This is a genomic window from Streptomyces sp. CRN 30 (assembly GCF_034105845.1).
The window spans coordinates 30,791-57,380 of the sequence record NZ_JAVRHI010000004.1; the positions used below are offsets into that span (position 1 = coordinate 30,791).

General features: G+C 72.0%; 16 protein-coding genes and 1 pseudogene. 15 read left to right on the top strand and 2 right to left on the bottom strand.

What is annotated here, in order from left to right:
- Positions 1–73 precede the first annotated feature (73 nt).
- Together UW392_RS00595 and UW392_RS00600 are read left to right on the top strand one after the other, a co-directional pair.
- Positions 74–1,687, top strand: coding sequence for a PucR family transcriptional regulator (locus tag UW392_RS00595; protein ID WP_320772812.1), 1,614 nt, complete (start codon positions 74–76; stop codon positions 1,685–1,687).
- A gap of 129 nt (positions 1,688–1,816) precedes the next feature.
- Positions 1,817–3,262 carry an aldehyde dehydrogenase family protein gene (locus tag UW392_RS00600; RefSeq protein WP_320772813.1) on the top strand — a complete coding sequence of 482 codons (1,446 nt, stop codon included), beginning with the start codon at positions 1,817–1,819 and terminating at the stop codon, positions 3,260–3,262.
- 77 nt (positions 3,263–3,339) lie between these two features.
- Here the strand turns inward: UW392_RS00600 and UW392_RS00605 are convergent, their stop codons facing one another.
- Entirely contained in the window at positions 3,340–6,204 is a 2,865-nt protein-coding gene (locus UW392_RS00605; protein ID WP_320772814.1) for a glycoside hydrolase family 3 C-terminal domain-containing protein, read from the bottom strand.
- A gap of 399 nt (positions 6,205–6,603) precedes the next feature.
- Between UW392_RS00605 and UW392_RS00610 the strand changes: the two genes are divergently transcribed.
- From UW392_RS00610 to UW392_RS00640, 7 genes and pseudogenes are all read left to right on the top strand, one after another.
- Positions 6,604–8,295 carry an extracellular solute-binding protein gene (locus tag UW392_RS00610; RefSeq protein WP_320772815.1) on the top strand — a complete coding sequence of 564 codons (1,692 nt, stop codon included), beginning with the start codon at positions 6,604–6,606 and terminating at the stop codon, positions 8,293–8,295.
- Positions 8,296–8,324: 29 nt separating this feature from the next.
- Complete coding sequence (locus UW392_RS00615; RefSeq protein ID WP_320772816.1) at positions 8,325–9,371, top strand: ABC transporter permease; 1,047 nt, start codon at positions 8,325–8,327, stop codon at positions 9,369–9,371.
- Entirely contained in the window at positions 9,368–10,330 is a 963-nt protein-coding gene (locus UW392_RS00620) for a carbohydrate ABC transporter permease (protein WP_414495342.1), read from the top strand. The genes UW392_RS00615 and UW392_RS00620 overlap by 4 nt, the downstream gene beginning before the upstream one ends.
- Before the next feature lie 176 nt (positions 10,331–10,506).
- Positions 10,507–11,113 (top strand): annotated as a pseudogene (locus tag UW392_RS00625) (1,4-beta-glucanase); the annotation flags it as partial.
- Between the two features lie 277 nt (positions 11,114–11,390).
- Complete coding sequence (locus UW392_RS00630) at positions 11,391–13,391, top strand: beta-galactosidase (protein WP_320772817.1); 2,001 nt, start codon at positions 11,391–11,393, stop codon at positions 13,389–13,391.
- Complete coding sequence (locus tag UW392_RS00635) at positions 13,388–15,694, top strand: glycosyl hydrolase family 95 catalytic domain-containing protein (protein WP_320772818.1); 2,307 nt, start codon at positions 13,388–13,390, stop codon at positions 15,692–15,694. Before UW392_RS00630 ends, UW392_RS00635 begins: the two co-directional genes overlap by 4 nt.
- Before the next feature lie 46 nt (positions 15,695–15,740).
- A complete protein-coding gene (locus UW392_RS00640; RefSeq protein ID WP_320772819.1) occupies positions 15,741–16,454 on the top strand; it encodes a GH12 family glycosyl hydrolase domain-containing protein in 714 nt (237 codons plus the stop codon).
- Between the two features lie 26 nt (positions 16,455–16,480).
- Here UW392_RS00640 and UW392_RS00645 read toward each other — a convergent pair whose 3' ends face one another.
- A complete protein-coding gene (locus UW392_RS00645) occupies positions 16,481–17,494 on the bottom strand; it encodes a LacI family DNA-binding transcriptional regulator (protein ID WP_320772820.1) in 1,014 nt (337 codons plus the stop codon).
- A 331-nt stretch (positions 17,495–17,825) separates the two neighbouring features.
- Between UW392_RS00645 and UW392_RS00650 the strand changes: the two genes are divergently transcribed.
- The 6 genes from UW392_RS00650 to UW392_RS00675 all read left to right on the top strand — a co-directional run.
- Positions 17,826–19,763, top strand: coding sequence for an acyl-CoA dehydrogenase family protein (locus UW392_RS00650; protein ID WP_320772821.1), 1,938 nt, complete (start codon positions 17,826–17,828; stop codon positions 19,761–19,763).
- Positions 19,764–19,888: 125 nt separating this feature from the next.
- Positions 19,889–20,389 (top strand): hypothetical protein, encoded by a 501-nt coding sequence (locus tag UW392_RS00655; protein WP_320772822.1) that lies wholly within the window; start codon positions 19,889–19,891, stop codon positions 20,387–20,389.
- 83 nt (positions 20,390–20,472) lie between these two features.
- The gene (secA, locus tag UW392_RS00660) at positions 20,473–23,178 is read left to right on the top strand and encodes a preprotein translocase subunit SecA (protein WP_320772823.1); all 2,706 of its coding nucleotides are present in this window, start codon (positions 20,473–20,475) and stop codon (positions 23,176–23,178) included.
- Positions 23,179–23,274: 96 nt separating this feature from the next.
- Positions 23,275–24,546: a 1-deoxy-D-xylulose-5-phosphate reductoisomerase gene (dxr, locus tag UW392_RS00665; protein ID WP_320772824.1), complete on the top strand. Its 1,272-nt coding sequence runs from the start codon at positions 23,275–23,277 to the stop codon at positions 24,544–24,546.
- A complete protein-coding gene (locus UW392_RS00670) occupies positions 24,543–25,847 on the top strand; it encodes a site-2 protease family protein (protein ID WP_320772825.1) in 1,305 nt (434 codons plus the stop codon). The genes dxr and UW392_RS00670 overlap by 4 nt, the downstream gene beginning before the upstream one ends.
- A 218-nt stretch (positions 25,848–26,065) precedes the next feature.
- Positions 26,066–26,590, top strand: a 525-nt coding sequence (locus UW392_RS00675; protein ID WP_320772826.1) for a flavodoxin-dependent (E)-4-hydroxy-3-methylbut-2-enyl-diphosphate synthase, incomplete at its 3' end; no start/stop codon positions are given.

Consider the following 26,590-nt stretch of genomic DNA (forward strand, 5'->3'; position numbering starts at 1 on the left):
CGGGGCGGCGGTGCGGGCGGGCGGACCCGGCATAGGCTGTCGGCACGTTCCGGCCCAGAGATCGCGAAGTCCCATGCCGCCCACGCTCGCCTCCCTCGTCCACCACTCCGCGCTCAAGCTGACCGTCCGCGCCGGCGCCGACCGGCTGGACGTCCCCGTCCGCTGGGCGCACGTGAGCGAACTCGCCGACCCCGTGCCGTACATGGAAGGCGGGGAACTGCTGCTGATCACCGCGCTCCAGCTGGACGCGGAGGATCCGGAGGCGATGCGGCGGTACGTGAAGCGGCTGGCCGGCGCCGGGGTCGTCGGGCTCGGGTTCGCCGTCGGGGTGAACTACGAGGCGGTACCGCGGGCACTGGTCGACGCCGCGGCCGCCGAGGGGCTGCCGCTGCTGGAGGTGCCCCGGCGCACCCCGTTCCTCGCCATCAGCAAGGCCGTCTCCGCCGCCATCGCCGCCGAGCAGTACCGCGCCGTGACCGCGGGGTTCGCGGCGCAGCGCGAGCTCACCCGGCAGGCCCTCGGCGACGGACCCGAGGGGCTGCTCACCGCGCTCGCGGCGCAGGTGGACGGGTGGGCCGCGCTGTACGACGCCTCCGGCGCGGTGGTGGCGGCGGCCCCCGAGTGGGCGGCGCGGCGGGCCGGGCGCCTCACCGGGCACGTCGAACGGCTGCGGGAGAGACCGGCGCCGGCCAGCGCGGTGGTCGGCGGCGGGGGCCCGGACGGCGGCGACGACCGGATCGAGCTGCACTCCCTGGGCACCGGGCGGCGCGCCCGGGCCGCGCTGGCGGTGGGCACGGCCACGGCGCCCGGCACCGCCGAACGGTACGCCGTCCACTCGGCCGTCGCCCTGCTGACGCTGACCACGGAGCGGTCGCGCTCGCTGCACGCGGCCGAGCAGCGGATCGGGACGGCGGTGCTGCGCATGCTGCTCGCCGGGCAGCCGGACCACGCACGCGCCGTGGCGGGCGACCTGTACGGGGGCCTGCTGGACGCGCCGCTCCGGCTGGTCGCCGCCGAGACGGTGACCGCCGGGCCGGCCGCGGAGCCGCTGGGCCGGCTGACGGAGGCGGTGGAGTCCGCGGCGGCCCGGGCGGGGGAGCCGGTGCTGGCCGTGCCCGAGGGCGAGCGGCTGCTGATACTGGCCGCGGACGGAGGCGTGGCGGCGGCGGCCTGCACCGAGTACGCGCTGCAGGCACAGCCGGCGCGGACCGGCCCGGGAGCGGGAGCGCACCGCAACGGGGCGCCGCCGGAGCGGGACGAACTGGTCCTCGGGCTGTCCGCGCCCACCGGACCGGCCGGCGTGGCGACCGCGTACCGGCAGGCCGAGCAGGCCCTGTCGGTGGCCCGGCGGCGGGGCCGGGCGCTGGTGGAGCACGAGGAGGTGGCGGCCGGCTCGGTGCTGCCGCTGCTCGCCGACGACGCGGTGCGGGCCTTCGCGGAGGGGCTGCTGCGGGCGCTGCGCGAGCACGACGCGACCGGGCGCGGCAACCTGGTGGCCTCGCTGCGGGCCTGGCTGTCGCGGCACGGGCAGTGGGACGCGGCGGCGGCCGACCTCGGGGTGCACCGGCACACGCTGCGCTACCGGATGCGGCGGGTCGAGGAGATCCTCGGGCGGTCGCTGGACGATCCGGACGTACGGATGGAGCTGTGGCTGGCGCTGAAGGCCACACCGGGGGCGGGGGAGTAGGACGCCGGATCGGCGCGTCCGCACCCGGGAGTGCTACACCGTGGACAAACGACCCCCGCCGCCGGGCGTCCTACCGTGGTGCCCGGAAGTACGGAACGCAACGGAACCAAGCGCGGAAGGGCCGGGACCATGACTGTCACCCACGCCTTCTGGCTCGCCGGCCGGCAGGCCACCGGTGAGACCAGCTTCGATGTCACCTCCCCGTGGGACGGGCGACTCGTCGGCACGGTCGCCGTGCCCACCGAGGCGCAGGTCGAGGAGGCGGTGGCCGCCGCGTACGCCGTACGGGACGCGTTCGCGGCCACCCCCGCGCACGTGCGCGCCGCCGCCCTCGACCACGTCTCACGGCGCCTCGCGGAGCGGACCGAGGAGATAACGAAGCTGATCTCCGCCGAGAACGGCAAGCCGGTCAAGTGGGCCCGCGGCGAGGTCGGGCGCGCGGTGTCGGTGTTCCGGTTCGCGGCCGAGGAGGCGCGGCGGTTCAACGGCGGCGAGGCCCAGCGGCTCGACACCGACGCGGGCGGCCAGGGCCGGCTCGCGCTCACCCGCCGCTTCCCCAAGGGCGTCGTGCTGGGCATCGCGCCCTTCAACTTCCCGCTCAACCTGTGCGCCCACAAGGTCGCCCCGGCGATCGCGGCCGGTGCGCCGATCATCCTCAAGCCCGCCCCGGCCACCCCGCTGTCCGCGCTGGTCATCGGCGAACTGCTCGCCGAGACCGAGCTGCCCGCCGGCTCCTGGAGCGTCCTGCCGGTCTCCAACGACCGCATGCCCGCCCTGGTGCAGGACGAGCGGCTGCCGGTCATCTCCTTCACCGGCTCCGAGCAGGTCGGCTACGCGATCATGGACTCGGTGCCGCGCAAGCACTGCACCCTGGAGCTCGGCGGCAACGGCGCGGCCGTCGTCCTCGCCGACTGGGCGAGCGACGCCGACCTCGACCTGGCCGCCGCGCGCATCGCCACCTTCTCCAACTACCAGGGCGGCCAGTCCTGCATCTCCGTGCAGCGGGTGATCGCCGACGCCGCGGTGTACGACCGGCTGCTGCCCCGTATCGTCGCCGCCGTCGAGGCGCAGGTCACCGGCGACCCGGCGGACGACGCCACCGACGTCGGGCCGCTGGTCGGCGAGGACGCCGCGAAGCGGGTGGCGTCCTGGGTGGACGAGGCCGTCGCCGCGGGCGCGAAGCTGCTGACCGGCGGCGAGCGGGACGGCGCCGCCTACGCCCCGACGGTGCTCGCCGACCTGCCCGACGGGGTGACGCTCGCGAGCGAGGAGGTCTTCGGGCCGGTGCTCAGCGTGCGGAAGGTGGACGGGGAGGCGGAGGCGTTCGCCGCCGTCAACGACTCCAAGTACGGCCTCCAGGCCGGCGTCTTCACCCACGACCTGCGGACCGCCTTCCGGGCGCACCGCGCGCTGGAGGTCGGCGGTGTCGTCATCGGCGACGTCCCCTCCTACCGGGCCGACCAGATGCCGTACGGCGGGGTCAAGCAGTCCGGCGTCGGGCGCGAGGGCGTGCGGTTCGCGATGGAGGACTACACCTACGAGCGGGTGCTGGTGCTCACGGGCGTCGACCTCTGAGCCACCCCCCGACGGGCCCAGGGGCCCGGCACCGCTGAACCACCAGCGGTGCCGGGCCTCCTGTCATGACACGGCCGTCAACCGGAGAAGCCGACGTGCGCGAGCCGCAGTGGGCCGCGCAGCCTGAGGTGGACGTCGTGCACACCGGTGGCCTCGACGGCGGCGCTCAGCGCGGTGTAGTCGTACGGGCCCGAGGTGCCGGGGGTGAGGGGCAGCACCGCGAGGACCGGGCCGCCGTTGAGGGAGAACTCGATCTCGCCCTCGCCCGCCGCCTGCACCGTGACCCGCGCGACGCCGTCGCCGAAGTCGCAGTCGTGGAAGAGCAGTTCGCCCGTGCCGGACCCGACGGGGGCGACCGCGTCGCCCGAGGTCCTCGCGCGGTCGACGATCTCCGTGCCGCGCTGGTCGTCGAAGTCGGCGGCGCCCAGGCCGCGCACCCGCACGGGGCGGGGCGTGGCGGGCTCGCCCTTCAGGTCGACCGTGGCGGTCAGGCGCACGTCCGCGCTGGACGCGCCGACGAGGATGTCGTGCGCGCCCGGTTCCACGCGGTGCCTGCCCTGCGCCACGTCCCAGAAGGCGAAGGCCGCTTCGGGGAGGCGGAAGGCCAGCTCGGTGGCGGCGCCGGGCGCCAGGGTGACGCGGCGGTGGGCGGCCAGCTCGCGGCGCGGGCGCGGCACGGACGGGTCCACGGCCCGGACGTACAGCTGGGCCACCTCGTCGGCCGTCCGGTCACCGGTGTTGGTGACGGTGAACGTCACCGTGACCCCGTCGTCACCCGTACGGCAGCTCAGGCCGTCGTAGTGGAAGCCGGCGTACGACAGCCCGTGCCCGAACGGGAACAGTGGTGTGCCCTCGAAGTACAGGTACGTCTGACGGCTGCCGATCACGTCGTAGTCGAGCAGGCCGGGCAGGTCCGCGTCGGCGGCGTACCAGGTCTGCGGGAGGCGGCCCGCGGGGGAGACGTCGCCGGCCAGGACGCGCGCCAGGGCGGTGCCCGCGGCCTGGCCGCCGTGCGCGGTCCACACCACCGCGGGCAGCCCCGCGTGGTCCACCGCGTACGGGTACGCCGAGGTCAGCACCAGGGCCGTGCGCGGGTTCGCGGCGCGCGCGGCGCGCAGCAGGCGCTCCTGGTGCTCCGGCAGGCGCAGGGTGGTGCGGTCCTCGGTCTCACGTCCGTTGATGTGCGGGTCGTTGCCCGCGACGACCACGACGGCGTCGGCTCCGGCCGCGGCCCGGGTGACGGCCGTCTCCCCGCGCTCGGTGACGACGAGTTCGAAGATCTCCGGATCTCCCTCGCCCTCGGCGGCAACCTTCACCTCGTCGGCGGCGACAGAGACGTACCGGCCCGTTCCCATGTGCTTGAGGAGGTGACCGTTGTCATGTGGTTCCAGGCGGAACGTCTCCTGGATGACCCAGCCGCCCGGCTGGTCCGCGGAGGCGCGCACCCGGCCGTCCTCGGCGACCGAGAGGTAGCGGCCGTCCGGCGCGCGGAAGGTGAGGACACCGTCACCCCAGTCGGCCATCGCCAGCTCGGTGCCCTCCGTGTCGGCGGTCAGCGGGGGCAGGTCGGTGCGGCCGGCGAGCAGCGCCGGGTCGAGGGCGCCCTCCGCACCGCGCGCCTCGTCCCCGGCGCCGGTGGCCACCGGGACGGAGAGGAACCTGCCCGCGGAGGTCCGCAGCCGGACCCGGTCCACGCCCTCCGCGAAGGTGACGTGGTCGGCGCCGAACCGCTCGTACAGGCCCTCCAGCGGGGTCGAGCGATGGATCAGGGTGCCGCTGTACCAGTCGAGCTTGCACTCGTCGGCGAGGAGTCCGACGACGGCGACGCGGGTGCCCGCGGCGAGGGGCAGCAGGCCGGTGCCGTCGTCGAGCGGGTCGTTCTTCAGCAGGACGACCGCCTGTTCGGCCGCTTCCCGGGCGAGCGCCCGGTGGGCGGGGGTGTCGAAGTCCCGGGCGTCCGCGTACGGGTCCGCGCCGGGGTCGAACTCGCCGAGGCGGAAGCGGACCGAGAGCTGGCGGCGGACGGCCCGGTCGATGTCGTCCTCGCCCAGCAGGCCCTCGGCGAGGGCACCCCGCACCCGGCCGACGATCTTCGAGCCGTCCGTGCCGTGGTCGGTGAAACTGTCGACGCCGGCCCGCAGCGCGGCCGCCGTGGCCTCCTCGTGGGTGTCGAAGTAGTGCTCGGAGTCGACGAGGTTGGAGGGCGCGCCCGCGTCCGAGCAGACGAGGAGCTCCTCGTCGGTCCAGGTGCGCAGGTGCTCCTCCAGATAGGGGGAGACGTGGTTCGGGCGGCCGTTGACCAGGCTGTACGCGGGCATCACACCCGCCACCGCGCCCGCCTCGACCGTCTCGCGGAAGGCGCGCAGGTCGTACTCGTGCAGGACGCGCGGGCGGACCGAGGACGAGGTCAGGTCACGCTCGGTCTCGTTGTTGTGGGCCAGCCAGTGCTTGAGGACCGGGGCCGTGCGCCAGTACGTCGGATGACTGCCGCGCAGGCCGCGGGTGTACGCGGTCGCGATGGCGGACGTCAGTTTCGGGTCCTCGGAGTAGCCCTCCTCGTTGCGGCCCCACAGGGGGTGGCGCAGCAGGTTCACCGTGGGGGCCCAGACGTTGAGGCCCACGCGGTCGTCGCGGGCGCGCATGGCGCGGACCTCGGTGGACACCGCCTCGCCGACCCGCCGGACCAGGTCCTCGTTCCAGGTCGCGCCCAGGCCGACCGCCTGCGGGAAGACCGTGGCCGGGCCCATCCACGCCACTCCGTGCAGGGCCTCCTGGCCGGTGCGGAACGCGCCGACACCGAGGCGCTCGACGGCGGGGGCGAACTGGTGCAGCAGCGCGATGCGTTCGTCGAGCGTCAGCCGCCCCAGGAGATCGTCGACGCGCCGCGCGAGCGGCAGCCGCGGGTCACGGAAAGGCGGGATGGGTGGCGTCTGTGCGGTCACTGTGGAGATCCCCTAGCGGTGGAGCGGCGAGGCTCTTTCGAAGCGCTTCGATGCTCATTCGGCCGCAGGGTGGGTGTCAAGAGACCAAGGTGCAACGAATTCGTATCCCCCTCGTCATATCAGGTGACGCAGGGCGTTGCGGGAAGGGTTCGTCCCGCTCCCGGACACCCCCCGCACACCTCCGAGGAATTGTGGGATCGACTCTTGTGCACCCCCAGCGGTTCACTTAACCTCGCAGCAACATCGAAGCGCTTCGACTCGGTAGGGCATGCTCCGCGTGCTCACAGCCCTCCGATGTCCGCGGCTTCAGCACAGCCAGTTCCTCTCAAGACACCGCAGCCGACGGCTCTTCCGCCGGGTGTCCTGGTGTGCGCCATGAAGGCATGAAGGGTTGACGCAATGACGCCGAACTCCGCCACCTCCGCTCCCAGCCGGAGAAGCTTCCTCGCCTCCTCGGCTCTCGCCGCCGCAGCGGTGGCGGGCGGGATGCCCCTGCTCACCGCCTGCGGTGGATCGGACAGCGGCGGCTCGCGCGACGGCACCACCTCGGGCAAGGACGCCAAGAAGCTGCTGCCGGCGTACGTGGCCAGCAACGTCGTCAACCCCGACATCCCGAGCAGACACGGGTCCGCGGTCGGTTTCACCAGCGAGCTCGACCTGGCGGGCCTGAAGACCTCCGTGCCGAAGAAGCTGGGCAAGGGCGGCAAGGTCACCGTCATGTCGCCGTTCTGGGGCTCCCCGCCCAAGGACGGCAACGCCTACTACCGGGCGATGAACGAGCTCATCGGCGTCGACGTGGTCTGGCAGAACCAGGACGGCAACACCTACGACCAGAAGCTCGGCGCGGTCCTCGCCTCGAGCGACGTCCCCGACGTGGTGGTCGTCCCCGGCTGGAACATGACCGGCAAGATCCCCAGCGCCATCATCGGCAAGTTCGCCGACCTCGGCCCCTACCTCTCCGGGGACGCGGTCAAGGACTACCCCAACCTCGCGGCCATCCCCACCGACGCCTGGCAGCGCTCCATCTTCGGCGGCAAGCTGCGCGGCCTGCCGATGCCGTCCTCGTACGTCGCCAACATCGTCCCCCTGTACCGGCAGGACATCTTCGAGGCCGAGGGCTACGAAGTCCCCACCTCCTGCGAGGAGTTCCTGGCGCTGGCCAAGGACGCCACCAACGCCAGGGCCAAGCGGTGGGGGTGCCTGGACATGAAGTGGACCGCGTTCAACGCCTTCGGCGTGCTCCCCGGCGACGAGAAGTCGCTCGGCTGGAACGAGGTCGACGGCAAGCTGGTCTACCGCATCGAGACCGACGAATACCTCGAGGCGCTGGAGTGGACGCGCAAGCTGTTCGCCGCCGGCGTCGTCCACCCGGACGCCGAACTGGGCAAGTCCAACGCCACCGACCCCGGGCCCAAGTTCGCCGCGGGCGAGTTCCTCATCTACAACCAGGACATGTCGCAGTGGTGGAGCCGCACCGCCGAACAGGCCGTGCAGAACCCCGACTTCAAGATCTGGGGCATGGACATCTTCGGCCACGACGGCGGCGACCCCACCCTGTGGGCCAAGAACCCGGCGAGCATCTTCGCCTTCATCAACAAGAAGGCGAAGGAGTCCGTCATCCGTGACGTGCTGGCCGTCGCCAACGTCACCGCCGCGCCGTACGGCACCAGTGAGTACATGGCCACGAGATACGGGGTCGAGGGCACCCACTACACGGTCGAGGACGGCGTCCCCACCAAGACCGACCAGGGCAACATCGACGTGATGAACACCTTCGAGATGATCGCGAGCCCCGGCGCGACCATCGCCCACCCCGACTTCCCCGAGGTCGCCAAGGGCCAGGTCGAGTGGCAGCAGCGGATGGGCGCCTTCACGAAGAAGTCCTCCTTCTACGGTATGCAGATCACCGAGCCCGCCCGCTGGACCAACCTCTCCAACGACTTCGAGCAGCTCGAGGACGACTTCATCCGCGGCCGCAAGAAGATCGGCGACGTGCAGCAGGCCGTCTCCGACTGGCGCAGCAAGGGCGGCGACGAGCTGCGCGACTGGTACAGGAAGCTGCTCGACGAGAACGGCACGGCGGCGAGCTGACCGGCCCGGGCGAGGCGAGGAGAACGGCCGTGTCCCACAGCACGGTGCCTCGGAGCAGGGCCGAGGCCGATACGAAGGAAAAGACCCCGGTGGCGTCCGGCGGCGCCACCGGTCCCCGGAGGAGAACGGGGCGGAGACCTCCCACCGGAAAGCTCAGCCTCCGGCTGCGCCTCAGACGCGACCGCGTCCTGCTGCTGATGACGCTGCCGGCCGTGTTGCTGGTCCTGCTCTTCAACTACGTGCCGATCCTCGGCAACGTCGTCGCCTTCCAGGAGTACGACCCCTACATCAGCGACAACGGGATCGTCTCCATCCTGAACAGCCCCTGGGTCGGGCTGGAGAACTTCCAGCGGATCTTCGAGGACTCCGCGTTCTGGAACGCCGTCCGCAATACGCTGGTCCTCTTCTTCCTCCAGCTCGTCCTCTACTTCCCCATCCCGATCCTGCTCGCGCTGCTCATCAACAGCGTGATCCGGCCCCGGGTGCGGGCGATCTCGCAGGCCGTCCTGTACCTGCCGCACTTCTTCTCGTGGGTGCTGGTCATCGCCGTCTTCCAGCAGCTCTTCGGCGGCGCCGGCCTCCTCTCCCAGCTGCTGCGGGAGAACGGCTACGACGGCCTCAACATCATGACCGACCCGGACACCTTCGCCTTCCTGATCACCGCGCAGAGCGTGTGGAAGGACGCCGGCTGGGGGATCATCGTCTTCCTCGCCGCGCTGGCCTCGGTCAACCCCGACCTGTACGAGGCCGCCGCGATGGACGGCGCGGGCCGCTGGCGCCGGATGTGGCACGTCACCCTGCCCGCGCTGCGCCCGGTGATCGCCCTGCTGCTGGTCCTCCGGGTCGGTGACGCGCTCACCGTCGGATTCGAACAGATCCTGCTGCAACGGGACGCCGTCGGACCCGGCGCGGCGGAGGTCCTCGACACCTTCGTGTGGTGGAACGGCGTGCGCAACCAGGACTTCGGCTACGCGGCCGCCGCCGGACTCGTCAAGGGCGTCGTCAGCCTGGGCCTGGTCCTCGCCGCGAACAAGGTGGCCCATCTGATGGGCGAGCAGGGGGTGTACAAGAAGTGAGCGCCGTGATCGACGAGGACGTCCGGCAGGCCGACCGGCAGCCGCCCGTGCGCAGGCCGAGCCGCTGGGCGGCACCGCCCCGGCCGGTGTGGGAGGAGAGACCCAGCACGGCCGGGATCGCGGGCAAGGGCCTCGTCCTCGCCCTGGCCTGCCTGGCGATCCTCTTCCCGCTGTGGATAGTGATCGTCACCAGCCTGTCCTCGCGCAAGACCATCGACGAGGCCGGCGGCCTGGTGATGATCCCCCAGGACATCACCTTCATCGCCTACCAGGAACTGCTCAGCGGCGGCCAGGTCACCCGCGCCGCGGTCATCAGTGTCGTGATCACCCTGGTCGGCACGGTGTTCTCGATGATGGTGTCGGTGGGCTGCGCGTACGGCCTGTCCCGCCCCGACTCGCTGGGCCACCGCTGGATCCTGATGACCCTGCTGGCCACCATGTTCTTCAGCGCCGGCCTCATCCCGACGTACCTGCTGGTGCAGTCGATCGGCCTGACGGACACCTACCTCGCGCTGATCCTGCCGAGCGCGATCAGCGTCTTCAACATCCTGGTGCTGCGCGGCTTCTTCATGGGCATCTCGCAGGAGCTCGTCGACAGTGCCCGCATCGACGGCGCCGGGGACTTCCGCATCCTGTGGCAGATCATCATGCCGCTGTCCCGCGCGGTCCTCGCGGTGATCACCCTGTTCTACGCCGTCGGCTACTGGAGCGCCTGGTTCAACGCCTCCCTGTACCTCAACGACCAGGACATGATGCCGCTGCAGAACGTCATGATCCAGCTCGTGCAGAAGCAGGAGGCCCCGGTCGGCCTCGGCCAGGCCATCAAGACCGGCGAACTCTCCGGCCTCGCGGTGCAGATGGCCGTGATGGTCATGGCGCTGCTGCCGGTGGCCGTCCTGTCGCCCTTCGTCCAGAAGCACTTCAAGAAGGGCATGCTCACCGGCGCGGTCAAGGGCTGACGCCCCGCCGCGCCCCACGCGCTCCGCCGTGGCCGGCCGTGCCTGTCCCCGGCCGGCCACGGCGGGACCAGCTTCCCGCCGGACATACCCTCCCCGCCCCTTTCCCTCCTCGCCCCCTCCCTCCCCACCTCCTTTCCCCTCCCGCCACCTCCCTCCCTCCCAGAACGAGGTAAGCCATGCCCACGCCCCAGCCAGGCAGACGCGCCGTTCTCGCCGGGACCGCGGTGAGCGCGGCGGCCGCCGTTCTCACCGCGGTCCCCGCGCTCGGCGCCCGGGCCCACGCCGCCGGTGCCACGGTCGAGGGCCGGGCGGAGGCAGGGGCCGGGAGCGCGGCCCGGGGCACGGCCTACCGCTGGCGGAACGTCGTCATCGGCGGCACCGGCTTCATCACCGGCGTGCTGTTCCACCCGTCCGTGCGCGGCCTCGCCTACGTCAGGACCGACATCGGCGGCGCCTACCGCTGGGACGACCGCGCCGCCCGCTGGACCCCGCTGACCGACCACATCGGCTGGGACGACTGGAACCTCCTCGGCGTGGAGGCCATGGCGGTCGACCCCGCCCACCCGAACCGGCTGTACCTGGCCCTCGGCACCTACACCCAGCCCTACGCGAGCAACGGCGCGGTCCTGCGCTCCGAGGACCGCGGCGCCACCTGGACCCGCAGCGACCTGGACGTGAAGCTCGGCGCCAACGAGGACGGCCGGGGCACGGGCGAGCGGCTGCTCGTCGACCCGCGCGACAGCGACACCCTGTGGCTGGGCACCCGCCACGACGGCGGCGTGAGCTTCACGAAGGTCGACAGCTGCTGGGCCTCGTACACCGTGGGCTTCGGCAGAGCCGCCCGCGGTGCCGGCTACCCGGCGATCTACCGGGTGGGTTCCACCGGGTCCATCACCGCCGTCCACCGCTCCGACGACGAGGCGCGGACCTGGGTGCGGATCAACGACGACGCCCACCAGTGGGGCTGGACCGGCGAGGTCATCGTCGGTGACCCGCGCGTGTACGGCCGGGTGTACCTCGCCACCAACGGGCGCGGCATCCAGTACGGGGAGCCGGTCTGATGGACCCGACGCACGAGCACGAGAACCGCGGGCCCGCCCTCGCCGACGTCACCCGCGGCCGTCTCCTCCTCGGCGGTGACTACAACCCCGAGCAGTGGCCCGAGGAGACCTGGCAGGAGGACGTCCGCCTGATGAAGGCCGCGGGCGTCAACTCCGCCACCGTCGGCGTCTTCTCCTGGGCCCGGCTCGAACCCCGTCCGGGGGAACGGGACTTCGGCTGGCTGGACCGGGTGATGGACCTGCTGCACGAGCACGGCATCGGCGTCGTCCTCGCCACGCCCACCGCGTCGCCCCCGCCGTGGCTGGGTCGGCTCCACCCGGAGACCCTGCCCGTCGACGAGGACGGCCGGACCGAGTGGTGGGGCGGCCGCCAGCACTTCTCGCACTCCAGCGCCGTCTACCGCCGCCACGCCGCCGCCATCACCGAGGCCCTGGCCGCCCGCTACGGCGGCCACCCCGCCCTCACCCTCTGGCACATCAACAACGAGTACTGCACCTACGACCACGGCGACGAGGCCGCCGCCCGCTTCCGCGACTGGCTGCGGAACCGCTACGGCACGCTCGACGCCCTCAACACCGCGTGGGGGACAGCCTTCTGGAGCCAGGGTTACGGAGACTGGGAGGAGGTGCTGCCGCCCCGCCGCACCCACTACCTCAAGAACCCCGCCCAGGTGCTGGACTTCCGGCGCTTCACCTCCGACATGCTGCTGGAGTGCTACACCGCCGAGCGCGACATCGTCCGCCGGCACACCCCGCACACCCCGGTCACCACCAACTTCATGCCGCTGTGGTTCGGGCAGGACGCATGGCGCTGGGCGGAGGAGGAGGACGTCGTCTCGGTCGACCTCTACCCGGACCCGCGGGACCCGTACGGCGGGCAGGAGGGCGCCCTGATCCAGGACCTGACCCGGTCGCAGGCGCGCGGCGGCCCGTGGATGGTCATGGAGCAGGCGACGGGCGCGGTCGGCTGGCGGGACGTGGACCAGCCGAAACCGCGCGGCCTCAACCGCCTGTGGTCGCTGCAGGCCGTCGCCCGCGGCGCCGACGCCGTCTGTTACTTCCAGTGGCGCCAGTCCCGGCAGGGCGCGGAGAAGTTCCACTCCGCGATGGTCGGCCACGCGGGCGAGCACGGCCGTGCCTTCCAGGAGGTCAAGCGGCTCGGCGCCGACCTGGCCACACTCGCCCCCCACGTGTCCGGCACCCGGAACGAGGCCCACGTCGCCGTCCTGCACGACTGGCACTCCTGGTGGGCCGGCACCCAGGAGGCCCGCCCCTTCGCCCAAGCGGACCTGCCCGTCGTCCTGCGCGCCTGGCACCGCGCCCTCTGGCAGGCGCACCTCACCACCGACTTCGCCCACCCCGGGCACGACCTCTCCCGCTACCGGCTGGTGGTCGTCCCGCAGCTCTACCTGCTCACCGACGCCGCGATCGACAACCTCCTGGCCTACGTCCGCGGGGGCGGCACCCTGGTCTGCGGCTTCCTCACCGGCACCGCCGACGAGGACGACCGGGTGCGGCCCGGCGGCATGGACGCCCGGCTGCGCGAGCTGTTCGGCATCCGTACCCTGCACGAGTGGTGGCCGCTGCCGACGGGGGGGACCGTCGAGTGCGACGGCTTCCGCGGCACCCTGTGGTCGGAGGAGCTGGAGGCCGACGGCACCGCCGACGAGACCGTCCTGTACAAGGGCGGCGAACTCGACGGGCTGCCCGCGGTGCTCGGCAAGGGCCGCGCCTGGTACGTCTCCACGCTCCCGGAACCCGAGGCCCTGCGCGGCCTGCTCGCGGGCATCGCCGCCGACGCGGGGGTGCGTCCGGTGCTCGACCGGGTGCCGGCGGGCGTGGAGGCGGTACGCCGCGGTGACCTGCTGTTCCTGCTCAACCACGGACGCGAGCCGGTGACCGTCGAGATGCCGGGCGACCACCGCGACCTGCTGACCGACACTCCGGTCAGCGGCTCGCTCGTCCTCGGCCGGTACGGCGTCGCGGTGCTGACGTCATGAGCGCGTCGAGCGCGTCGAGCGCGTCCCGGAGCGGCCACCCCGGCACCGCCTCACCGGTCCACGGCACATGGGAGCCGCGCCCCGCGGAGTGCTGGGAGGACGCCTTCCTGAGCGGCAACGGCCGCCACGGTGCCCTGGTGTTCGGTGACCCGGACGACGACCGGGTCGTCGTCACGCATCACACGCTGGTCCGGCCGGGTGGCGGCGGGACCGCCGGGCCGCCGCGGCTCGCGGACCGGCTCCCCGACCTCCAGGACCGGCTGCTCGCCGGGGAGCGGGCCGCCGCCGAGGGCTTCACGGACGGGCGCGGACTGCAGTGGGTGCAGCCGTTCCACCCCGCCTTCCAGGTACGGCTGCGCCGTCCGCAGTCCACCGACGCGCGCCCCCACCGTCACTACCGCCGCTCCGTCGACTTCGCCACGGGCGTCGCGGCGGCGGTCTGCGAGGGCTGGAGCAGCGAGGTCTTCGTGTCCCGGGCCGACGACGCGATCGTCCAGCACATCACGGCCCCGGACCTCGACATCGCCCTGGACCACCGGCTGCCGGGCAGCCCGCCGGGGCTGGCCGTGGGCCACGGCGCCGTCCTCACCCCCGAGAGCGCGCTGCTCAGCCTGCGCGCCCGCTACCCGGACAGCGACCGCGCGTACACGGGGGTGACCCTCGTCGCCGTCACCGGCGGGCGCACCACCCTCACCCCGCCGGGCGTACGGATCGAGGGCGCCCGGTCGGTGCTGCTGCTCACCCGCGTCGTCCGGCACACCGGCGAGCTGGACGTGACGGCCCACGGCCGGGCCCTGCGCGAGCTGCTGCCGGACACGGGCGCGGCGCACCCGGGTACGGAGCCGGACCCGCATCCGTACCCGGATCCGCACCCGTACGCCCGTCTCCTCGCCCGCCACACCGCCCTCCACCGCACCGCGTACGAGCGCGTCACCCTGGACCTGGCCGCCGACCCCGCCGAACGCGCGCTCCCCGGCAGCGTGTTGCTCGCGCGGCCGGACAGCCGCGCCCTGCCGGAACGGCTGCACGCGGCCGGCCGCTACCACCTGCTCTCCTCCTCAGGGCTGCTGCCGCCCCGGCTGACGGGCCTGTGGACCGGCGACTGGAACACGGCCTGGTCCGGCGCCTTCACCACCAACGCCAACCTCAACCTGCAGACCGCGTCGGCGGCAGCGGCGGCGCTCCCCGAGGTCACTCAGGCGCACGCGCGGCTCGTCCACGGGCAGCTGCCCGACTGGCGCGACAACGCCCGCGAGATCTTCGGCGCCCGGGGTGTCGTCGCCCCCTCCCACACCGACGGCGAGAGCGGACACACCTACCACTTCAGCCGCGAGTACCCGCTCCACCTGTGGACCGCGGGCGCCGACTGGCTGCTCAAGCCGCTCGTCGACCACGACGAGACACGCGGCGCACGTGATCCGCGGACGGGCGCGGTCCTCGCCGAGGTCGCCGTGTTCTACGAGGACTTCCTCACCCGCACCGACGCGGACGGCCGGCCCGTCGTCGTCCCCTCCTACTCCCCGGAGAACCGGCCCGCGGGCGGGAGCTGGGGCGCCGTCAACGCCGCCATGGACCTCTCCGCAGCCCGCCACGCCCTGCGCACCGCGGCCGACTACCACCCGGGCACCGACGACGCCGACCGCTGGCGCGCCCTGGCCGACCGGCTCCCGCCCCACCGGGTCAACGCCGACGGCGCCCTCGCCGAATGGGCCTGGCCCGGCCTCGAAGACACCTACGACCACCGGCACCTGAGCCACCTCTACGGCGTCTGGCCGCTGGACGAGATCACCCCGTACGACACACCCGAGCTCGCCGCGGCCGCGCACCGGGCGCTCGAACTGCGCGGTGCCGAGAACGACTCCGCGCACGGCCATCTGCACCACGCCCTGGTCGCCGCCCGGCTCGGCGACGGGGCACGGGTCGGTGCCGCCCTCGCCCACGTCCTGACCGGCGACTACTTCCACGCCTCGCTGATGAGCGCGCACTACCCGCACCGCGACGTCTACAACGCGGACGCCGCCCACGCCCTGCCCGCCGTACTCATCGAGATGCTGATCCACTCCACCCCCGGCCGGCTGGTGCTGCTGCCCGCACTGCCCGACGCGTATCCCGAGGGCCGGCTGAGCGGCGTACGGACGCGGTTCGGCGCCGTGGCCGACCTGGCTTGGGGGCCGGACCGCGGCCTCCGGGTCACCCTCCGTCCCACCCGCACCTGCCGCATCGAACTCCGGACTCCCTCCGGCGCGCGCCCGCTCGACCTGCGTGCCGGGGAGGACTGCGTCCTCGATCCGGGGCCGCAGTGAACCCGCACCACGCCCCCGCGATCCCCCCACCCATGGAAGGAACACCATGGCAACCCGCACCCTCGGCAAGGTCACCAAGGCCCTGCTCGCCCCCGCACTCGCACTCGGCGCCACCGTCGGCCTCGCCTCCGCGCCCGCGCAGGCCGCCGTCTGGAACACCTGCGACCAGTGGGGCAACACCACGCTGAACGGCTACATCCTCTACAACAACATCTGGGGCTCCGGCGCCGGCAGCCAGTGCACCTGGGCCAACTCCGGTACCAACTGGGGCGTCTGGGCGAACCACCCCAACACCGGCGGCATCAAGTCGTACCCCAACTCCAAGAAGGTGATCAACAAGCCGATCACCTCGATCTCGTCGCTCACCAGCAGCTACAACGTCACCGTCCCGTCGTCCGGCGCGTACAACACCTCGTACGACATCTGGGACACCGACTACGACCACGAGATCATGCTCTGGGTCAACCACAACGGCGCCGTCGGCCCGCTCGGCACCTCGCAGGGCACCGTCACCCTCGGCGGCCACACCTGGAACGTCTACAAGGGCGACAACGGCGCCAACCAGGTCTACTCGTTCCTGCGGACGTCCGACTCCAGCTCCGGCACCGTCAACATCCTGCCGATCCTGAAGTGGATCAAGGACACCAAGGGCTGGATCGGCAACGAGACCATCGGCGACGTGCAGTTCGGCTACGAGATCACCTCGTCCAACGGCGGTCTGGACTTCTCCACCAACAACCTGACGGTGTCCTCCAGCTGACCGCCGACGCGGCGGCGGGAACGGGGTCAGGCACCGCCCGGTGCCGGCCCCGTGCTCGCCCGCACCGTCAACTCAGGCGCCAGCAGGACGACCTCGTCCTCGGCGCGCCCGTCCAGCTTGGCCACCAGGTGCTCCACCGCGCGCCGGCCCATCTCCTGCGCGGGGATGGTGACCGCGGTGAGCCGCACCGAGGCCTGGGTCGCGACCTGGTCCGGGCAGACGGCGATCACGGAGACGTCCTCGGGCACGGCGCGCCCCTGCTGGCGCAGCAGGGCGAGCAGCGGCTCCACCGCGTTCTCGTTCTGCACCACGAAGCCCGTGGTGCCGGGGCGTTCGTCGAAGATCCGGGCGAGGGTGAGGGCCATCGCGTCGTACCCGCCCTCGCAGGGCCGGTGCAGCACGCGCAGCCCCAGCTCCCGGGAGCGCGCCCGCAGCCCCTCCAGCGTGCGCTCGGCGAACCCGGTGTGCCGCTCGTAGACGGCGGGTGCCTCGCCGATGACGGCGACGTCGCGGTGCCCGAGCGCCGCCAGGTGCTCGACGCACAGCGCGCCCGTCGCGGCGAAGTCGAGATCGACGCAGGTCAGCCCGGTGGTGTCGGCGGGCAGGCCGATGAGTACCGAGGGCCGGTCGGTGCTCCGGAGCAGCGGCAGCCGCTCGTCGTCGAGCTCGATGTCCATCACGATCATCGCGTCGGCGAGGCCGCTGCCCGTGATGCGGCGCACCGCGTCGGGGCCCTCCTCGCCGGTGAGCAGCAGGACGTCGTATCCGTGGGCGCGGGCCGTGGTGGCCACCGCGATGGCGATCTCCATCATCACGGGCACGTACATGTCGGTGCGGAGCGGGACCATCAGCGCGATGATGTTGGACCTGCTGCTGGCCAGGGCCCGGGCCCCCGCGTTCGGGTGGTAGCCGAGCTCCTGGATGCTCCGTTCGACCCGCTGCCGGGTGCCGGTGGAGATGGACCGCTTGCCGCTGAGGACGTAGCTCACCGTGCTCGCCGAGACTCCTGCGTGCTGGGCGACCTCGGCGAGAGTGACCATCCGGCTCTCCAAGCGGTAGGTGAAGCGCTTCGACGGACGCGCCTCGTGTGCGGGGGCATATGAGGGTGGATCGACAGTAGCTCGATGGTAGAGGGGTGTCCATAGATTGTCGAAGCGCTTCGACGGCAGTTTTCGTGGTGGCGCGGCTGCCCGGTCCGGCCGAGGGGTCCCATGCCTATCAGAGGGCGACAGGTGCCGCACCACCGGCCTCTGCCGGTCCGATCGCTGCGCGAGGACTGGTGGGCGTGCCCGGAATCGGGTAAATACGATCGGGTAGCACCGGTGAGTAACGTACGGTCCCAAGATCCCTATTCGCGGCGAGGTGAGCCTCATGTCCGCAAGCCCAACCCAGCCTCGTGTCACCGAACGCGAGGCACGACAGGTGGCGGAGGCCGCCCGGGAGCAGGACTGGCGCAGGCCGAGCTTCGCCAAGGAGCTCTTCCTCGGCCGTTTCCGGCTCGATCTGATCCACCCGCACCCGATGCCCGCCGCCGAGGACGCCCAGCGCGGCGAGCAGTTCCTCGCCAAGCTGCGCGACTTCTGTGAGACGAAGGTCGACTCGGCCCGCATCGAGCGCGAGGCGCGCATCCCCGACGAGGTGATCGACGGGCTCAAGGAGCTCGGCGCCCTCGGCATGAAGATCGACCTCAAGTACGGCGGCCTCGGCCTCACCCAGGTGTACTACAACAAGGCCCTCGCCCTGGCCGGCTCCGCCAGCCCCGCGATCGGCGCCCTGCTCTCCGCGCACCAGTCGATCGGCGTACCGCAGCCGCTCAAGATGTTCGGCACCCAGGAGCAGAAGGACGCCTTCCTGCCGCGCTGCGCCCGCACCGACATCACCGCCTTCCTGCTCACCGAGCCGGACGTGGGCTCCGACCCGGCACGGCTGGCCACCACCGCCGTGCCCGACGGGGACGACTACGTCCTCGACGGGGTGAAGCTGTGGACCACCAATGGCGTCGTCGCCGACCTGCTCGTGGTCATGGCGCGGGTGCCGAAGTCCGAGGGCCACCGGGGCGGCATCACCGCCTTCGTCGTCGAGGCGTCCGCCGAGGGCATCACCGTGGAGAACCGCAACGCCTTCATGGGCCTGCGCGGCATCGAGAACGGCGTGACCCGCCTCCACCGGGTCCGTGTTCCGGCGGCGAACCGCATCGGCCCGGAGGGAGCCGGCCTGAAGATCGCCCTGACGACGCTCAACACCGGCCGCCTCTCGCTGCCCGCCATGTGCGCGGGCGCGGGCAAGTGGTGCCTGAAGATCGCCCGCGAGTGGTCGGGGGCGCGCGAGCAGTGGGGCAGGCCGGTCGGGCTGCACGAGGCGGTCGGCGCGAAGATCTCCTTCATCGCGGCCACCACCTTCGCACTGGAGGCGGTCGTGGACCTGTCCTCGCAGATGGCCGACGAGGACCGCAACGACATCCGGATCGAGGCCGCCCTCGCCAAGCTGTACGGCTCCGAGATGGCCTGGCTGATGACCGACGAACTGGTCCAGATCCGCGGCGGCCGCGGCTACGAGACCGCCGAGTCGCTGGCGGCCCGCGGCGAACGCGCGGTCCCCACCGAGCAGATGCTGCGCGACATGCGCATCAACCGCATCTTCGAGGGTTCCACGGAGATCATGCACCTGCTGATCGCCCGCGAGGCCGTCGACGCCCACCTCTCCGTGGCCGGGGACCTCATCGACCCGGACAAGAGCCTGGCCGACAAGGCGAAGGCGGGCGCGAACGCCGGTGTCTTCTACGCCAAGTGGCTGCCCAAGCTGGTCGCGGGCCCGGGACAACTCCCGCGCGCGTACGGCGACTTCCACCCGGAGGGCCACGTCGACCTCTCCGGTCACCTGCGTCACGTGGAGCGCAGCGCCCGCAGGCTCGCCCGCTCCACCTTCTACGCCATGTCCCGCTGGCAGGGCCGGATGGAGACCAAGCAGGGCTTCCTCGGCCGGATCGTCGACATCGGCGCCGAACTGTTCGCGATGAGCGCTGCCTGCGTGCGCGCCGAGCACCTGCGCGGCCGCGGGGAACACGGCCGTGAGGCGTACCAGCTCGCCGACGTCTTCTGCCGGCAGGCCCGCATCCGCGTCGACGAGCTGTTCGCCAGGCTGTGGACCAACACCGACGACCTCGACGGCAAGGTCGTCAGGGGCGTCCTGTCCGGCACGTACGAGTGGCTGGAGGACGGCGTGATCGACCCGTCCGGCGACGGGCCCTGGATCGCCGACGCGACGCCCGGTCCGAGCAGGCGGGAGGACGTCCACCGCCGCGTTCGCTGAGACTCCGGGCGCCTCAGTTCTCCCTTTTCGTCTCCGCCCTTCACTGTCGCCCCCGTTACCGTCCTGCCGGTTGCCGCCCGAAAGTCGCGCGTCAACAATGAGCGGAAGGCGAACGGGGGCGACGAATGCGCCAGGAGAACGGGGACGGCCGCATCATTTCCGAGCGGCTCACGCACGCCCGCCGAAAGGCATGGCGCCATCTCCGGCGGGCGGAGCGGGTGAAAGCGCTGCGGACGGTGCGCGACGAAGTGCTGCCGCTCGCCGGAGAACTGCACCTCATTTCCCCGGGCCTTTTCCACCCGCACCGCGACCCCCTCGCCGTCCTGCTCAACGACTGCGCGCTGGCCGTGGTCGACGAGGAGCCCAGACCGTCCGTGGGAGGCTTCGACGCCCTCCGGGCGCGCAGGCTCGACGCACGCGACGTGGACGCGCTGCTGGACGCCGGACGCCCGGGGGAGCGGCCGGTGATCCACCAGCTGTTCCGCGGCGCGCTCGACGCGGCCGCGGACCCCGTACTGCGCGAAGTGATCCTGGCCAATCAGCAGGGCGTCCGCATTCTGCAGCGGGCCAACAAATGGATCGGCCTTCTCACGGATCTCACGGATACGGAGGAGGAGGCGTCCTAGAAGTGCGCATACCCATTCCCCTTCCGTATTTCGTCGTGCTACGTCGTGCAGTTCCCGTCTCGTGGCTCATGGGGGTACGCGAAATGCCCGCTCTCGGTCTCACCTCCGTCACCGGAAAAATCATGCGCGCCGGAGAGGGCCGTACCCTGCGCCGCCTGAAGCGCATCGCCGAGCAGGTCGCGTCCCTGGAGGAGGAGTTCCGCGACCTGACCGACGACGGACTCCGCGCCCTCACCGACGAGTACAGGCAGCGGTACGCCGGCGGGGAGACCCTCGACGACCTGCTGCCGGAGGCCTTCGCCACCATGCGCGAGGCCGCCCGCCGCACCCTCGGCATGCGCCACTTCGACGTCCAGGTCATGGGCGGCGCCGCCCTCCACCTCGGCAACATCGCCGAGATGCAGACCGGCGAGGGCAAGACCCTGGTCGCCACCCTGCCCGTCTACCTCAACGCCCTCACCGGCAAGGGCGTCCACCTCGTCACGGTCAACGACTACCTCGCCGGCCGCGACGCCGAGTGGATGGGCCGGGCGTACACGTTCCTCGGCCTCACCGTCGGCGTCGTCCGTACCGGCGCCTCCGCAGAGGAGCGCCGCGCCGCGTACGCCTGCGACATCACCTACGGCACCAACACCGAGTTCGGTTTCGACTACCTGCGCGACAACATGGCCTGGTCGAAGGAGGAACTGGTCCAGCGCGGCCACCACTTCGCGATCGTCGACGAGGCCGACTCCATCCTCATCGACGAGGCCCGCACCCCGCTCATCATCTCCGGCCCCGCCGACCGGGCCACCCACTGGTACGAGGCGTTCGCCCGGCTGGTGCGCCCCATGAAGGGCGTGCTCCTCCAGGAGGAGCGCTTCACCCGGCCGCTGGAGAAGGAACGGCTGTGGGCGCTGCGCGAGCGGTACGACTACGAGTACGACCCGCGCAAGCGCACGGTGGCCGTCCTCGACCGCGGCGTGGAGCACGTCCAGGACCAGCTCGGCATCGACAGCCTCTACGAGTCCGACCACACCCCGCTGATCGGCCACCTCAACAACGCCCTCAAGGCGAAGGAGCTGTTCCACCGGGACCAGGAGTACGTCGTCGTGGACGGCGAGGTCGTGATCGTCGACGAGCACACCGGCCGCATCCTCCCGGGCCGCCGCTACAACGAGGGCCTGCACCAGGCGATCGAGGCGAAGGAAGGCGTCCGGGTCCAGGCGGAGAACCAGACCCTCGCCACCATCACCCTGCAGAACTTCTTCCGCCTCTACCAACGGCTCTCCGGCATGACCGGCACGGCGATGACCGAGGCCGCCGAGTTCCACCAGATCTACCGGCTCGGTGTCGTGCCCATCCCGACCAACCGGCCGATGGTCCGGGACGACCGGCCCGACCTGATCTACCGCACCCGGGGCGCCAAGTTCGCGGCCGTCGTCGACGACATCGTGGAACGGCACGCCAAGGGCCAGCCCGTCCTGGTCGGCACCACCACCGTCGAGGTGTCCGAGGCCCTGTCCGGGCTGCTGCGCGAGCGGCGCGTCCGGCACGAGGTGCTCAACGCCAAGAACCACGGGCGGGAGGCGATCGTCGTCGCCCAGGCCGGCCGCCGGGGCGCCGTCACCGTGGCCACCAACATGGCCGGGCGCGGCACCGACATCATGCTCGGCGGCAACCCCGAGGCCCTCGCCCGCGACGCACTGGCCGCCCTCCCCGAGGACGCCGGCGACGAGGAGCGCCGGGCGCTCCTGGACCGGATCACCGCGCGGGTCACGGCCGAACGCGCGGAGGTCACCGCCCTCGGCGGCCTCTACGTCCTCGGCACCGAACGGCACGACGCCCGCCGCATCGACAACCAGCTGCGCGGCCGCTCCGGCCGCCAGGGCGACCCCGGCGAGTCCCGTTTCTACCTCTCGCTCCAGGACGACCTCATGCGGCTCTTCCAGGCCCAGCTGGTGGACCGCGTGATGACGGCGGCGAGCCTTCCCGAGGACGTCCCCATCGAGAACAAGGTCGTCACCCGCGCCGTCGCCTCCGCCCAGGCCCAGATCGAGCGGACGCACTTCGAGTCCCGCAAGGACGTGCTGAAGTTCGACGAGGTCCTCAACCGGCAGCGCACCATCGTCTACGCCGAGCGCCGCCGCGTCCTCGCGGGCGAGGACCTGCGCCCGCGCGTCCTGCACTTCATGGAGGACACGGTCGGGGCGTACGTCGACAAGGAGACCGCCGAGGGCTTCCCCGAGGAATGGGACCTGGACCGCCTGTGGCACGCGCTGGAACAGCTCTACCCGGTCCGCATCCACCCCGAGGACCTCGACGAGGAGGCCGGCGGCCGACCGGACCTCACCGCCGGACACCTGACCGAAGCGCTGATCGAGGACATCCACGCCCGCTACGCGGAACGCGAGGCGGAACTCGGTGCGGAAACCCTGCGCGCGCTGGAGCGCCGGGTGGTGCTAGCCGTCATGGACCGCAAGTGGCGCGAACACCTCTACGAGATGGACTACCTGCGCGACGGCATCGGACTGCGGTTCACCCTGGGCCGCGAACCGATCATCGAGTACGAGCGTGAGGGCCACGCGATGTTCCGCGCCATGGAGGAGGCCGTCAAGGAGGAGACCGTGGGCTACGTCCTCAACCTCGACCTCACGTCCGAGGACCTCGCCCCGAGCACCCCCCAGGACGAGCCCCTCCACTTCAGCGCCCCGACCATGGACACCGCGGAGGGCGTCGTCGAGGGCGACTTCCCCGCGGCCGGTCCCGCGCCCGGCCGGCCGCGGCCGAAGCGCCGCCGCAAGCGGTAGGAGCGGGCGCGCACCCTGTGCCCGACCTGTCCGGCCGGGTCACCGTCCTGCCGGGTCCCTGTCCTGCCGGGCCCGCCGTACGGACACAATGGGGGGATGAGCGACAGTCCTGCCCCCCTCGCAGATCCGCATCTCGTGTTCGACCCCGTCACCGGGGTCCGCGATGTAGTGATCCTCGGATCGACCGGATCGATCGGCACCCAGGCCATCGACCTCGTGCTGCGCCACCCGGACCGCTTCCGGGTCACCGGGCTCTCCGCCGCCGGGGGGAGGGTGGGACTGCTGGCCGAGCAGGCGCACCGGCTGCGCGTGAGGACGGTCGCCGTCGCCCGCGAGGACGTCGTTCCCGCGCTGCGTGAGGCCCTGAGTACCGCGTACGGCCCGGGCGAGCCCCTCCCCGAGATACTCGCCGGACCGGACGCCGCCACGGAGCTCGCCGCCTCCCCGGGCCACACCGTGCTCAACGGCATCACCGGCTCCATCGGACTCGCCCCCACCCTGGCCGCCCTGGAGGCGGGCCGCACCCTCGCGCTCGCCAACAAGGAGTCGCTCATCGTGGGCGGCCCGCTGGTGAAGGCGGTGGCCAAGCCCGGCCAGATCATCCCGGTCGACTCCGAGCACGCCGCCCTCTTCCAGGCCCTCGCCGCCGGCACCCGCGCCGATGTGCGCAAGCTGGTCGTGACCGCCTCCGGGGGCCCGTTCCGGGGCCGTACGAAGGAGCAGCTGGCGGACGTCACCCCCGCCGACGCCCTCGCCCACCCCACCTGGGCCATGGGCCCGGTGATCACCGTGAACTCCGCCACGCTCGTCAACAAGGGCCTGGAGGTCATCGAGGCCCACCTGCTGTACGACATCTCCTTCGACCGCATTGAGGTCGTCGTGCACCCGCAGTCGTATGTCCACTCGATGATTGAGTTCACGGACGGATCGACACTGGCCCAGGCGACGCCCCCGGACATGCGCGGGCCCATCGCCATCGGCCTCGGCTGGCCGGAGCGGGTCCCGGACGCCGCCCCCGCCTTCGACTGGAGCAAGGCGTCCACCTGGGAGTTCTTCCCGCTGGACGACGACGCGTTCCCGTCCGTCGGACTCGCCCGACATGTGGGACGGCTCGCGGGCACGGCCCCGGCGGTGTTCAATGCGGCCAACGAGGAATGTGTGGAGGCGTTCCTGAACGGCGCCCTGCCGTTCAACTCGATCATGGAGACCGTGACCCGGGTCGTCGAGGAGCACGGCACACCCGTCACGGGAACCTCCCTGACCGTGGCGGACGTCCTCGAAGCGGAGACCTGGGCCCGCGCCCGGGCCCGGGAACTGACCAGGCCGGCCGAGCCGACCGAGCGGAGCACCGCGGAGGCGCGCGCATGACGACCCTGATGACGATCCTCGGCATAGTCGTCTTCGTACTCGGGCTGCTGATCTCGATCGCCTGGCACGAACTCGGCCACCTGTCGTTCGCCAAGCTCTTCGGTGTGCGCGTGCCCCAGTACATGGTGGGCTTCGGGCCCACCATCTGGTCGCGCAAGAAGGGCGAGACCGAGTACGGGATCAAGGCGGTCCCGCTCGGCGGCTACATCCGCATGATCGGCATGTTCCCGCCCGGTCCCGACGGCCGCATAGAGGCCCGTTCGACCTCCCCCTTCCGCGGCATGATCGAGGACGCCCGCGCGGCCGCGTTCGAGGAGCTGCAGCCCGGCGACGAGAAGCGGCTCTTCTACACGCGCAAGCCGTGGAAGCGCGTGATCGTGATGTTCGCGGGCCCCTTCGCCAACCTCGTCCTGGCCGTCGTGGTCTTCGTCGGCGTGATGATGACCTTCGGCGCGAACACGCAGACCACCCAGGTCGCCACGATCTCCGACTGCGTCATCCAGGCCAGCGAGAACCGCTCCACCTGCGAGGAGGGCGACCAGGCGGCCCCCGCCAAGGCCGCCGGCCTCAAGGTCGAGGACCGAATCGTCGCCTTCGACGGCGCCCCGGTGAAGGACTGGTCCTCCCTCCAGGCCGACATCCGCGCCCACGGCGGCGAGACGGTCGGTCTCACCGTCGAGCGCGACGGCAAGGAGCTCGACCTCACCGCCACCCTCATCGAGAACCAGGTGGCCAAGACCGACGGCGACGGCGGTTACGTCGAGGGCGAGTACGTGACCGCGGGCTTCCTCGGCTTCAGTCCCGCCAGCGCCGTCGTCCCGCAGACCCTCCCGCAGTCCGTGGACCGCATGGGAGACATGATCGAGAACGGCGTGGAGTCGCTGGTCGCCCTGCCCAGCAAGGTCCCCGCCCTGTGGGACGCGGCCTTCGGTGACGGCCCGCGCGAGGCCGACTCGCCCATGGGCGTGGTCGGCGCGGCCCGCGTCGGCGGCGAGATCGCCAGCATGGACATCCCGCCCACCCAGCGGCTCGCCTCGTTCCTGATGCTGGTCGCGGGCTTCAACCTCTCGCTCTTCCTGTTCAACATGCTCCCGCTGCTCCCGCTGGACGGCGGGCACATCGCGGGCGCGCTGTGGGAGTCGGTCCGCCGCAACGCGGCCAAGGTGCTGCGCCGGCCGGACCCGGGCCCCTTCGACGTGGCGAAGCTGATGCCCGTCGCGTACGTCGTGGCCGGGGTCTTCGTCTGCTTCACGGTCCTGGTGCTGATCGCGGACGTGGTGAATCCCGTACGCATCTCGTAGTCACCGCGGTCACCGCGGGTTCACGACGGCCGGGCACCCTGGGTGCCCGGCCGTCGTCGTGGGACCGGCCGGGGACACGGCACGGGCTCCCGTTCCGGTCGCCCCATGAGTGGGTTTAACGGGCGGGATGTGCTCGGGTTCGGGCCGGTGACGTAATCTCGGAGCCCGGAGCCCGCTGTTCTCCGGGACCGACCTGACAACTTGGGGTTGCACAGCAGATGACTGCGATTTCTCTCGGCATTCCGTCCGTTCCGACCAAGCTCGCCGAGCGCCGGAAGAGCCGGCAGATCATGGTCGGCTCCGTGGCGGTGGGCGGGGACGCGCCCGTCTCGGTGCAGTCGATGACCACGACCCGTACCTCGGACATCGGGGCGACGCTGCAGCAGATCGCGGAGCTGACGGCTTCGGGCTGCCAGATCGTGCGGGTGGCGTGCCCGACGCAGGACGACGCGGACGCGTTGCCGATCATCGCGCGGAAGTCGCAGATCCCGGTGATCGCGGACATCCACTTCCAGCCGAAGTACGTGTTCGCGGCGATCGAGGCGGGTTGCGCGGCGGTCCGGGTGAACCCGGGCAACATCAAGCAGTTCGACGACAAGGTAAAGGAGATCGCGAAGGCGGCGAAGGAGCACGGCACGCCGATCCGCATCGGCGTGAACGCGGGCTCGCTGGACCGGCGGCTGCTGCAGAAGTACGGCAAGGCCACTCCCGAGGCGCTGGTGGAGTCCGCGCTGTGGGAGGCG